Origin of the sequence: Bacillus sp. FJAT-14266 (assembly GCF_001719225.1) — a bacterium.
GTDB lineage: Bacteria > Bacillota > Bacilli > Bacillales > Bacillaceae > Bacillus > Bacillus subtilis.
The window spans coordinates 1,529,331-1,541,562 of sequence record NZ_CP017072.1 but is presented as its reverse complement, the minus strand read 5'-3'; the positions used below and the strand labels follow the sequence as shown (position 1 = coordinate 1,541,562).

12 protein-coding genes and 1 other annotated feature are annotated in these 12,232 nt (G+C 43.7%); of the genes, 1 reads left to right on the top strand and 11 read right to left on the bottom strand.

Annotation, left to right across the window (positions count from 1 at the left end; all coding sequences use genetic code 11):
• Nucleotides 1-45: 45 nt before the first annotated feature.
• The 11 genes from minD to valS all read right to left on the bottom strand — a co-directional run bounded on the left by minD (nucleotide 46) and on the right by valS (nucleotide 11,575).
• Nucleotides 46-852: a septum site-determining protein MinD gene (gene minD / locus BGM23_RS07930; RefSeq protein WP_004398624.1), complete on the bottom strand. Its 807-nt coding sequence runs from the start codon at nucleotides 850-852 to the stop codon at nucleotides 46-48.
• A gap of 1 nt (nucleotide 853) precedes the next feature.
• Nucleotides 854-1,534, bottom strand: a complete 681-nt coding sequence (gene minC, locus BGM23_RS07925; protein ID WP_004398901.1) for a septum site-determining protein MinC — start codon at nucleotides 1,532-1,534, stop codon at nucleotides 854-856.
• Between the two features lie 52 nt (nucleotides 1,535-1,586).
• Nucleotides 1,587-2,105, bottom strand: a complete 519-nt coding sequence (gene mreD / locus BGM23_RS07920; protein WP_004398811.1) for a rod shape-determining protein MreD — start codon at nucleotides 2,103-2,105, stop codon at nucleotides 1,587-1,589.
• Complete coding sequence (gene mreC, locus BGM23_RS07915; RefSeq protein ID WP_003222609.1) at nucleotides 2,102-2,974, bottom strand: rod shape-determining protein MreC; 873 nt, start codon at nucleotides 2,972-2,974, stop codon at nucleotides 2,102-2,104. Before mreC ends, mreD begins: the two co-directional genes overlap by 4 nt.
• 30 nt (nucleotides 2,975-3,004) lie before the next feature.
• A complete protein-coding gene (mreB, locus tag BGM23_RS07910; protein ID WP_003229650.1) occupies nucleotides 3,005-4,018 on the bottom strand; it encodes a cell shape-determining protein MreB in 1,014 nt (337 codons plus the stop codon).
• A gap of 91 nt (nucleotides 4,019-4,109) precedes the next feature.
• Entirely contained in the window at nucleotides 4,110-4,805 is a 696-nt protein-coding gene (gene radC, locus BGM23_RS07905; protein ID WP_046663848.1) for a RadC family protein, read from the bottom strand.
• Nucleotides 4,806-4,841: 36 nt separating this feature from the next.
• Nucleotides 4,842-5,411: a Maf family nucleotide pyrophosphatase gene (locus BGM23_RS07900; protein WP_004398496.1), complete on the bottom strand. Its 570-nt coding sequence runs from the start codon at nucleotides 5,409-5,411 to the stop codon at nucleotides 4,842-4,844.
• 152 nt (nucleotides 5,412-5,563) lie between these two features.
• Nucleotides 5,564-6,559 carry a stage II sporulation protein SpoIIB gene (gene spoIIB, locus BGM23_RS07895; protein ID WP_038427816.1) on the bottom strand — a complete coding sequence of 332 codons (996 nt, stop codon included), beginning with the start codon at nucleotides 6,557-6,559 and terminating at the stop codon, nucleotides 5,564-5,566.
• 133 nt (nucleotides 6,560-6,692) lie between these two features.
• Entirely contained in the window at nucleotides 6,693-7,439 is a 747-nt protein-coding gene (locus BGM23_RS07890) for a prepilin peptidase (RefSeq protein ID WP_072692713.1), read from the bottom strand.
• A 141-nt stretch (nucleotides 7,440-7,580) separates the two neighbouring features.
• Nucleotides 7,581-8,873, bottom strand: coding sequence for a bifunctional folylpolyglutamate synthase/dihydrofolate synthase (locus BGM23_RS07885; protein ID WP_029727116.1), 1,293 nt, complete (start codon nucleotides 8,871-8,873; stop codon nucleotides 7,581-7,583).
• A 59-nt stretch (nucleotides 8,874-8,932) separates the two neighbouring features.
• On the bottom strand, nucleotides 8,933-11,575 hold the full coding sequence (gene valS, locus BGM23_RS07880) for a valine--tRNA ligase (RefSeq protein ID WP_029727115.1): 2,643 nt from the start codon (nucleotides 11,573-11,575) through the stop codon (nucleotides 8,933-8,935).
• A gap of 59 nt (nucleotides 11,576-11,634) precedes the next feature.
• Nucleotides 11,635-11,857, bottom strand: a binding site (T-box leader).
• A 165-nt stretch (nucleotides 11,858-12,022) separates the two neighbouring features.
• Between valS and BGM23_RS07875 the strand changes: the two genes are divergently transcribed.
• Nucleotides 12,023-12,214 carry a hypothetical protein gene (locus tag BGM23_RS07875; protein ID WP_003222590.1) on the top strand — a complete coding sequence of 64 codons (192 nt, stop codon included), beginning with the start codon at nucleotides 12,023-12,025 and terminating at the stop codon, nucleotides 12,212-12,214.
• Nucleotides 12,215-12,232 lie beyond the last annotated feature (18 nt).

Genomic DNA, 12,232 nt, shown 5'->3' with positions numbered 1-12,232 from the left:
ACACAGCATTTGCTTTGTCAGATTCTTCTCTTTAATTCTATCACATTAAGATCTTACGCCGAAAAATGACTTAATCTTAGCCATCATTCCTTTATTTTGCTCTTCAAGCACCTGTAAAGGAACAGATTCACCTAAGATGCGGCGGGCAATATTGCGATATGCAATAGAAGCGCGATTTTTCGGGTCCATCGCAATCGGTTCACCATGGTTGGAAGCTTTGATGACTTCATCATCATCAGCCACGATTCCTAGCAAATCGATCGACAAATGCTGTACGATTTCGTCGATATCCATCGTGTCACCGTTTTTCATCAGGTGATTTCTGATTCTGTTAACAACGAGCCGCGGCGGTTCAATATTTTCCTCTTGCTCCAGCAGCCCTATAATACGGTCAGCATCACGAACAGCTGAGATTTCAGGCGTAGTGACCACAATCGCTTTATCAGCTCCGGAAACGGCATTTTTGTACCCTTGCTCGATTCCGGCAGGACAGTCTATGATGACATAGTCAAATTCCTGTTTGAGCTCTTGGACCATGTTTTTAATTTGTTCAGGAGCAACAGCTGTCTTATCGCTCGTTTGAGCAGCGGGCATTAAATAGAGCAGATCATCGAAACGTTTGTCTTTTACGAGCGCCTGATGCATTTTGCATCTGCCCTCTACAACGTCTACCAGATCGTAAATAATTCTATTTTCAAGACCCATTACAACATCAAGGTTGCGCAGTCCTATATCAGTATCTACTAAGCATACGCGCTTCCCTAAAATGGCTAAGGCGGTACCGAGGTTCGCAGATGTTGTTGTCTTACCTACTCCGCCTTTTCCCGAAGTTATTACGATAGCCTCACCCAATTCACATTCCTCCCTCAAGCCTTGTTAGATCAGGTCTTAAATGAGCCAAATGTTGAAGGCGTTCAATGACCATATTTCCGTCTGTATCTAAATAAGCACATTCCATTTCGTTCCCTTTTTGAATGTGGTCTGGGGAGCGATTTAACACATGATTGATTCTTAATTGTGTCGGAAGCATTTCAGAGGCGGCGATGACCGCTTGATTATTTCCATTAAACCCGGCATGCGCGATTCCTTTCAGTGAGCCCAGAACAAAAATGTTCCCTCCGGCCCTGACTGTTCCGCCGGGATTCACGTCACCGATCAGGAGCAAGTCGCCTTTTACCTGCAGCACTTGGCCTGAACGGACAATTTTTGAAACAGAAATAATTTCGGCTTCCTCTCTTATCTGCTGTGCTTCTTTTTTAGTAATGACTTCACTGTCAATAGAATGAACAAACAAATCTTTCTTTGACGCAATCAATTCGGTTAGCTGTTCCTCTTGCTCCTTATATAAAAAGCGATTTCCCAGCTTAACATGAACGCTGATTTTCTGGCCTTTTCCATCGGTATATTGTTCAATTGACAGCATATTCTGAAGACCATCGAGAAGCTCATCAAAAGAACACGCATCATCCAGATGCAATGTTAGTCCATTCTTTGTTCCTTTTATTGTTACATATTGCTGCTTTTTGGTCTTCACAATATTCACCTCAACAACATACTCATTTCGTCAAAAAAAGATAAAATCCTTTTTACTCATCTCTCAATTCTTTCTTTAGACTCATAAAAAACAATCTAAATGGCAGAACAAGAATAAGAGCTGCTGCAATATTTAATAAAATTGTCGGTATAAACCGGTCAAGCACAAATCCGTTAAACGTCATAATATCTTTATGAATCAAAGACTGAATGCCGAATACGTAAAATTCGAGCAGACAGACAGCCAGAACTGCTATCAATATCACTACAAATGCGTTTGTATGTAACACTTTAAACGCTTTTGAAGCCAAATAGCATAGCCCTGCAAAACCAAACATGTAAACGCCTAATAGACTTGTATAGTTCATGTCATATAGAAAACCAAAAATAAATCCGTAAATCATCGCGTGTTTTTGGTTGATAAAAGCCGACATGAATATCAATACAAGCATCAAAAAACGCGGGGCGAGCACTTGGTCATCTGTAACGAAAGGAAAATGCACCAAATCTGTAAAAATGCTTTCCGCAGAAAAAACAAGCATCATAACGAAAGGGAGAAGGAAACGTTTCACGATCCTTCCTCCTCTGTATCGACAGTCGGCACGTCACGGTTAACAACGATCACATTATTTAAATCTGTAAGGTCAGCCGCAGGTTTTACATAAGCAACCTTTGTCAGTCCATAGGAATCTGACTCGATATCAGTCACTTCACCGATTGTCAGCCCTTCTGGGAAAACACCGCCTGTCCCTGATGTTTCAATAAGATCGCCTTTTTTCACGTCTTGTTTATCCTTACGCTCAATAATTGTCATCTTAAGACGTTTTTTCTCTTTGTCATATCCTTCGATCAAGCCGTAGCCTTTGCTGCCTTTTTTTCCGGAAATTTTTGTCGCGACTCTGTTATTGCGGTCAGTATCGCTTAAAAGCTGAACAGTAGACGTAAAATTGTTAAGTCCGGAGCTTTTGATCTTGCCGATTAATGCGCCTTTTTCGTTTGTAACGGCCATATCTTTCGCTACGTTTTGCTGAGTCCCCTTGTTAATGGTGACCTGTTTGGCCCAATTATCAGGGCTTCTGGCGATGACCGTTGCTAAAATCGGCTTGTAATCTTTAATCGATTTGACATGGCCAAGCTCGTCACGCAAGGATTTGTTTTCTTCTTCAAGCTCTTGAAGCTTGGCTTCATATTGTGTCTGTCCGTCAAGTTTTTCTCTTAGACGCTCGTTTTCTTTGTATGTGTTTTTTAAATCATTGATGTTCTCAAATATTCCTGCAAAAAATTCGGCAGGCGTATGAAAAATATTTTGAAATACTCCCGTCGTATCGCCGATCACTTTCTCAGGCCAGGTGGTATTGCGGCCGCCCTTCAGCGAAAATCCAATCATAGCCACCAATATGATAATACACAGAAGTAATAGCATTAACCGCTTATTCGGCATCGTGTTACACCTCTTCTATTGAACTCCCGATTATCTAGTTTTCCCTTTGAAAAGATGGATGTGCTCCAGTGCTTTCCCTGTTCCGATCGCTACACAATCAAGCGGGTCTTCGGCGATAAGGACCGGCATTTTTGTTTCTTCGCTGATGACTTTGTCTAAATTGCGCAAAAGCGCTCCGCCGCCGGTTAACACTATACCTCTGTCCATGATATCTGCTGCAAGCTCAGGCGGTGTTTTTTCGAGTGTGCTCTTCACTGCTTCGACAATTGTAGATACAGTGTCGCGTAGAGCATTAGAAATCTCTTTTCCTGTAATTTCAATTGTTTTCGGCAGACCTGTGAGCAAATCGCGTCCGCGGATTTCCATGTTGTCGGATTCTTCAGGAGCTTCTGCAGATCCGATTTCCATTTTAATCGCTTCAGCCGTACGGTCACCGATCATCAGGTTGTACGTTTTTCTGATGTAGTTGATAATTGCGTCGTCCATCTCATCACCGGCTACACGGATTGACTGAGACGTTACGATGCCTCCGAGGGAAATAATCGCAACTTCTGTCGTACCGCCCCCGATATCAACAACCATGCTTCCAGTCGGTTCCCAAACTGGCAGATTGGCTCCGATTGCTGCGGCAAAAGGCTCTTCAATCGGATACGCGTCACGCGCTCCCGCCTGTCTTGTCGCATCGATAACAGCGCGTTCTTCAACAGCTGTAATGCCTGATGGGACACATACCATTACATATGGTTTTCTGGCAAACATGCCTTTATTTTTTATGGCTTGATTGATGTAATATTTCATCATCGTCGCCGTTGTTTCATAATCAGCGATAACGCCGTCTTTCATCGGGCGAAGAGCCACCACGTTGCCCGGTGTCCGTCCAATCATATTTTTCGCATCATTTCCGACAGCGACAATCGATTTCGTATCCGTCTGCAAAGCGACAACTGACGGCTCTCTCACAACAATTCCTTTTCCTTTTACAAAAACAAGCGTATTCGCAGTTCCAAGATCTATACCAAGGTCTCTAGCACCAATTCCAAACATATGTATGTATCTTCCTTTCTTAAAGCAAAAATACCCTAAAGGGAAAAACTCATAAACTCTATTATAGCTTAATTCGACGAAAAAAAAAGTGTTACAAATATCCTTTTTCCTTTAAACTCACAAATTTTTTATCCCCGATCACCAAATGGTCAAGCAGCTCGATGCCAATCAGGTTTCCGCATTCAAACAGCCGTCTTGTCACTTCAATATCCTCCCTGCTCGGCGTCGGATCTCCAGAAGGATGATTATGAACACAGATAAAGGAAGCGGCAGATCGTTTAAACGCTTCTTTAAACACCTCTCGCGGGTGGACAATAGATGAATTCAGGCTTCCGATAAATACGGTGCGTTTATGGATGACTTGATTTTTTGTATTTAAGTATAAACAGACAAAATGCTCCTGGGTTAAAAAGCGCATATCCTCCTTGACGAGATTAGCGCCGTCTTCCGGGGAGCGAATAACGAAATGTTCTTCGTTGGCTAATTTGTGAATCCGGCTTCCAAGCTCAACTGCAGCCAGTATTTGAATCGCTTTTACCATACCGATTCCCGGGATGCTTGACAGCTCTTCAACCGATGCTTCCTTGAGCAGACGCAGCCCGTCAAATGAGCGCAGCAGCCGGTTTGACAGGTCCAAAACAGATTCGTGTTTAGTCCCTGTCCGCAATAATATAGCCAAAAGTTCATGATTCGCTAAGTTCTCGGCTCCGACTTTCAGGAGCCGTTCCCTTGGCTTTTCTTTCATTGGGAAATCTTTGAGTTTTAATGGCAGATCGCGTATGACCAAGCACTCCTTTTCTTTCCCTTCCCGTTTATAGAACCGTCATGCCCTTATATCAAAATGGCGAAGAGCTCTCATTGTTTTTGATATAGGAAGGCCCATGACTGAATAATAATCTCCGTCTATTTTCTTTACAAAAAGCGCGCCTCTTCCTTGGATGCCGTATGCACCTGCTTTATCCATCGGCTCTTTTGTTTCAATATATGTCCAAATCTCTTCTTCACTGAGGGACCAAAACGCAACTTCTGTCTTATCATAAAAAGTCTCGCTGTGATTTTCAGCTTGAATGCTGACCGCGGTTATTACTGAGTGACTTCGGCCTGAAAGCCTCCGCAGCATAGAAGCAGCTTCTTCTTGATCCTGCGGTTTGCCAAGACATTCGCCGTCAAGGCATACCATTGTATCAGCACCGATAACGATTGCATGCGGGTGGAGATCAGCTACAGCCTTAGCTTTTTGTTTTGCCAACCATTGGACGTTTTCTTCTGGTGAAAAGTTTCGATTTAATTTTTCTTCTACTTCACTGACAATAATGGAGTAGGGCAGCTGTAGAAGATCGAGGAGTTCTTTCCTGCGCGGAGATTGTGATGCCAGTATTAGCGGTTTTGTCATGTTCGTCATCCTTTCAGGGTTTGCTTAAGAAAAAAAGATACTCGTTTATCCTACCAAATCACGAGGCTTGTCACAATTTCAGAAAAATAACTTTTTCATGACAAAATAAAAAAAGCCTGTCACTAAAGGACGAAGGCTCAGGGCACTATCTCTTATTTTACGACGGCTAACAGCTCCTGCTGAGCCTTCCACCCGGCTTCAGCACTTGGATCCTCTAATTCCTTTAAAGCCTGCAAAATCGCTTTTTTCTCTCCTGTTTCTGACGCTTTTGTTTCACCAAGCGACTTTTCTATTTTCTCTACACTCGCTTTTGTAATGTCTTCGCCGAGAATCGCCTTTGCTGCAAGCTCCGCTGTTTCCTTAAAAGAATCTGTCATATCTGACTCTATTGATAAGGAAAGCTCCTTGCCTCCCCAGGCTTCAAAATCACTGTCGATTAAAACCTGTCCTAACTGCTGTGAGACATCCTTATCACTGGCTAAGCCCGCGATGACATACGTATACCCGTCATCCTTTGACAGTGACACGGCGGAATATCCTTTTTCGGTCAATTGTTCTGTTAACGTTTCGGCGCCCTTTTCATTTGAAAATTTTCCGGCTTGCACAGCGTATGTTTTGTATGTACCTTCAGTTTGTGCTTGTTTTTCTGCGTCTGAGGTTTGTTTATCAGCAGAAGTATCCCCTGCTTTTGCCGTTTGGCTGCCTAGAGAATCCTCTAAAGAGGCCGGTGCTGACGCTTCTTTATTCCCCGATATGTTTAACGCGAATAACCCTAATCCAGTGCCAATGACAGCCGCGAAGGCAATCGTCGCAGCCACTCTTTTTACTGGTTTGGCAGTCCCGGTCTTTCCTTTTGCATAAGACTTTGTTTTTTTCTTTTGATAAGGAGGAACAACTTTAGGGTCCTCTTTAAACACCTTGTCCCCCTCGGAATCCCAATTGAATTCATCTTCATCAGGGTGTTCCTGGGATGCCGCAACCTCTTGTTCTGCCTGTCTTTTTTCCTCCCAATTTGAAAATGTCATGCTTTTATCTGCCTCTGTATCTGGTGTCTCTTGTTCGTAAACCGTCTCTTCTTTTCCATTAATCGTCACCTTGAGGGCTTTTTCTGCGGCTTTACTGTTTTTTTTATTCTTTCTTTTTTTCATTTCCGCTTCCTCCCTTCATTTGCTTGACCGTTCTTGTCGGCTTTTCATGCTACACACTTTAGCACAGGCAAAGAAAAAAAGAACAAGACTTTTGTCGCCTTGTCCAAAAAACGTTCGTCAAATTTTTCAGCAGTCAGCCCAATGCCATTTTGATATAAAAAGAAATGATAGAGTCACCGTATAAATAGGCTAAAATGCTCCCTGCGGCTATAGCGGGGGCGAAGGGAAGCGGCTGCCTTTTAGCGAGCCTACCAGTCAGAACAGCTGCCGCTCCATATAATGCACCTATCAAAACTGAAAAGAAAAAGGCAGCTGCCAGCATTTTCACACCAAGCACAAAGCCAATCACCGCAAATAATTTAATATCTCCTCCCCCTACTCCCCCATGGGTGATTGCGGCAATTACAGCCAGAAATAGAAATCCGGCTGCCGCACCTAGCAGGCCTGCATACCAGGAATCAAGCGGAGAAATCAATCTCGCGGCCGCCAAAAAGGGAAGAAAGAAAATCAATATTCGATTTGGAATCAGCATAAAATGAATATCTGTCACTGCAACAATAATGAGAAGAGAGATAAACACCACAGCGGGAAACAGTTCCAGCGATGTGCCAAAGCGTATTCCTGCGGCAGCAAATAAACACGCTGTCACAAGCTCTGTTGCGGGATACATAAAAGAAATCCTATGCCCGCAGCTTTTACATTTACCTTTTTGAAATAGGAATGACAGGATGGGAATTAATTCTGCAGGAGTTAATGTCCGCCGGCAAAACGGGCATGATGAACGGGGCGCAATAATAGATAGATGTAAGGGGATACGGCACCCGGCCGTATAGTAAAAAGAACCAAGGATAAGTCCGAAGATAAAAAGAATGGATAGCATAGACAACACACCTTTACTCATTGAGTTCTGGTATGGATTGTAGCAAAATGGACATCCTGAGCTCCAATTGGGAATATTCAATTTTACACATAAAAAAAACGGCAGAATCTTTTTTTTTGATTCTGCCGGAGCCGGATGCTTTTATTTCAACCTTTTTCGAATGTCAGAAATAAAGTAAAGAGATCCGGTAATCAGCACAATTTCATTTGAGCCCTTTTTGCTTTCTATGAATTTGATCACATCGTCTGGATCTTCACTCCAGCTTTTATTGCTGATTTCACTTGCATCATAGAGATCTTTTGCAAGAGAAGCACGCGGGAAATCAAAAGAAGCAAAATGCATCGCATGAGCAATGGTTTCCAGTCTTTTAATCATGTTCTGATACGGTTTGTCCTTTAACGCGCTAAACACCACAGAAATGCGTGAATTGGCGAAACGCTGCTTCATCGTTTCCGCCAGCTTTTCAACACCTTCTTCGTTATGCGCACCGTCTAAATATACCGGAGGATGCTCCTGAACAAGTTCTAACCGTCCCGGCCAAGCAGCCTTCACAAGCCCGCTCCTTAACGCTTCGTCACTGATATGGGCGATATTCTCCTTATTGAGCCACTCCGCAGCCAAAATGGACAAAGCAGCATTTTGTCTTTGATAGGTGCCAATCAGAGATGTCCGAATATCTTCATAGCATTTCTCTTCCGTTTTGAATGAAAACTGTTCTCCTGCAGGCAGAGCCTCTTCATTGAAAATAACACATGCATCATGCAATGACTGGAACGGCGCAGCATGCCGTTCGGCTTCATGGCGGATGACCTGTAAAGCTTCCGGCTGGGTAACTGCTGTAACGATTGGAATACCTTCTTTAATAATACCAGCCTTTTCTCCTGCAATTTCTTCAATGGTGTTTCCCAAAATGTTCATATGATCGTGTCCGATGCTTGTAATCACAGTTAAGAGCGGTTCAACCACATTAGTAGAATCGAATCTACCGCCCAGACCTGTTTCAAAAATAACAAAATCGACCTTATGAAACTCTGCAAAATATAAAAATGCACAAGCTGTCATAATTTCAAATTCTGTCGGCTGTCCGTATTCCGTTTGATCAAGGGCTTCAACGTGCGGTTTCATTTGATTGACGAGTGCTGTCCATTCCTCATCAGAAATCGGTATCCCGTTTACGCTGATCCGTTCATTAAACGTAATAATATAAGGCGATGTAAATGTTCCAACCGTATATCCGGCTTCCTGCAGCATAGAACGGATAAAAGCGACAGTTGATCCTTTACCGTTTGTTCCTGCGACGTGGAACGCTCGGATTTTTTTTTCAGGATGTCCTAACCGCGCCATCAGCTGTTTCATTCGGCCAAGTCCGGGCTTCACCCCGAATTTCAGCCTCCCGTGAATCCAGCTGCGCGCATCTTGATATGCAGTAAACAATGATAATCCCCTCTTTTATAAGACAAGGCGGTTTCTCTAGAAACCGCCCCGGCTTTTCATTAACCCTTCAGCTCAGCCATTCGTTTTTGAACAGCGTCACGCTTCGCCACATAATCTTTTTCTTTTTCACGTTCTTCATCAATTACGTGTGCAGGCGCTTTTTTCATAAATCCTTCATTTCCAAGTTTCTTTTGGACACGCTCAACTTCTTTTGTCAGTTTATCAAATTCTTTTTGCAGACGGGCAATTTCTTCATCAATATTGATTAAGCCTTCAAGCGGAAGAATAACCTCTGCTCCTGAGACAACGGCCGTCATCGCCTTATCAACAGCCTCAATATCGGTGCCAATTTTAAGCACACTCGGATTCGTAAAGCGTTCAACATATGAACGGTTTGCTTCGAGGCGGGCTGCTATTTCGTCTGTGCTTGTTTTAATGTACAGTTCAACCTGCTTGCTCATTGGCGTATTGACTTCACTGCGGATATTGCGCACAGAACGGATCAGCTCAACAAGAAGCTTCATGTCAGCTGCCGCTTCAGTATCGGTATGCTCCGGCACTACTACAGGCCATTGACTTACTGTAATCGAGTCCCCTTGGTGAGGAAGGTGCTGCCAAATTTCCTCCGTTAAGAATGGCATAAACGGATGGAGCAGACGCATCGTTTGATCAAGTACGTAAGCAAGGATGGAACGGGTAGTTTTCTTAGCCGCTTCGTCTTCTCCATAAAGCGGAAGCTTCGCCATTTCAATATACCAATCACAGAAATCATCCCAAATAAAGTTATATAAATGGCGTCCTACTTCACCAAATTCATATCGATCAGCAAGCTGGGTCACGTGCTCGATCGTTTCATTTAATCGCGTTAAAATCCACTTGTCAGCGACTGACTTTTCGCCTGACAGATCAAGCTCATCGTACGTCATGCCATCCATATTCATTAATGCAAAACGGGAAGCGTTCCAAATTTTATTGGCAAAATTCCAGGTTGATTCCACTTTTTCATAGCTGAAGCGCAGATCCTGGCCAGGAGAGCTTCCAGTCGCAAGGAAATAACGCAGAGAATCGGCTCCGTACTTGTCAATCACATCCATCGGGTCGACACCGTTGCCAAGAGATTTACTCATTTTCCGGCCTTGCTCGTCACGGATTAAGCCGTGGATTAAAACATCTTTGAACGGGCGCTCGCCTGTAAATTCAATGCCTTGGAAAATCATGCGTGATACCCAGAAGAAAATGATATCGTACCCTGTCACGAGAACATCTGTCGGATAGTAGCGTTTAAAGTCTTCAGCCGTTACATCAGGCCAGCCCATTGTGGAGAAAGGCCATAGCGCAGAACTGAACCATGTATCCAGTACGTCTGTATCCTGTTCCCAATTTTCGCTGTCTTCCGGCGCTTCAAGCCCGACATATAGCTCGCCTGTTTCTCTATGATACCAGGCAGGAATACGATGGCCCCACCACAATTGACGGGAGATACACCAGTCGCGGATGTTTTCCATCCAGTGTAAATACGTTTTTTCGAAACGGTCAGGCACAAAGTTGACCTTTTCTTCTTTCTTTTGCAGCTCAATCGCTGCATCAGCAAGCGGCTGCATGCGCACAAACCATTGTGTAGAAAGATAAGGCTCCACAACAGCCCCGCTTCGTTCACTATGGCCGACAGAGTGCATATGATCCTCGATCTTGAAGAGAACTCCCGCCTCCTGTAAATCTTTCACGAGCTTTTTGCGGCATTCAAAACGATCCATACCTTGATATTGCAGAGCATTTTCATTCATCGTGCCATCTTCATTCATGACAAGAATGCGTTCTAAATTGTGGCGGTTGCCAAGCTCGAAGTCGTTCGGATCATGAGCAGGCGTAATTTTCACGGCACCTGAACCAAATTCCATATCAACATAGTCATCACCGACAATCGGAATTTCACGATTTACAATCGGCAGGATCACCGTTTTTCCGATAAGGTGTTTATAGCGCTCGTCTTCAGGGTGAACGGCAACAGCTGTATCACCGAGCATTGTTTCAGGACGTGTCGTCGCAATTTCAATTGAGCCTGAACCGTCAGCAAGCGGATAGCTCATATGATAGAACGCGCCTTGAACATCCTTGTAAATCACCTCAATGTCGGATAGGGCTGTTTTTGTCGCTGGGTCCCAGTTAATAATATATTCGCCTCTGTAGATCAGGCCTTTTTCATAAAGCTTAACGAATACTTCTCTTACCGCTTTGCTCAAGCCTTCATCCAGCGTAAAACGTTCACGGGAATAATCTAGGCCAAGACCTAATTTCGCCCACTGGCTGCGAATAAAGTCAGCATATTCTTCCTTCCACTTCCACGTTTCTTCGAGGAATTTTTCACGGCCTAAATCGTAGCGGGATTTGCCTTCTTCACGAAGTTTCGCCTCCACTTTAGCCTGTGTTGCGATGCCGGCATGGTCCATGCCTGGAAGCCACAGCACATCATAGCCCTGCATGCGTTTCATTCTTGTTACAATGTCTTGCAGCGTTGTGTCCCATGCGTGGCCAAGGTGAAGTCTTCCTGTTACGTTTGGCGGCGGGATGACAACAGAGTATGGCTCTTTTGTCTGGTCACTGCCCGCTTCAAAAAATTTGCCTTTTAGCCAAAAATCATATCGGTCTTTTTCAACCGCTGCCGGATCATATTTCGTCGGCATTGTTTGTTCATTCGTTTCCATCATAACCCTCCAGCATGTTTAAAAATGGCTGAGAACGAAAAAAGAGCTCTTCATCCCTGTAAAAGGACGAAAAGCTCTTTCGCGGTACCACCTTTTTTCATGAACTCTATCAGTTCATGCACTTATAACGGATAACGGGTGTTTCCCGAATTTCTCTACTCTTCTTTCAAGAAATTATGCTCCCGGGCGACCTTCCAATCAGACAACATAAGAAGCCTTTCAGCAAACGGCTTCTCTCTCTGCATGCGCCTTTTTTGTACTCTTCCCGTTCTAAGCAGGTGTATTTATCAGCTCATTGTATACATTATTTATGTTCTTTATTATAGTAAAAGTGTTTTTGATTCGTCAATCATCTTTTCCAAAAACACCGCTTTCTATACAGATGGGCAGGCACCTATTGCCCAAGTTTACATATGATGCTTGTAAATGCGTAGAGGAGGATGCACCGTGAAGAAACGTTTCAGCTCTTATTCACTGCCGCCATGGGTAAGGCAAATTCGGCTTGTATCCGCACAAGTGATTATTCCCATTACGATTTTTCAAGGAATCAGAACCATTTTCTTTCCGACAACCTTTGATGTTTTGCTGCTCGCAATCCTAATCTTTTTAGCTTGCGCCCTTCATTTAGAATGGATATAAACAAACAAGTCCGCGCCA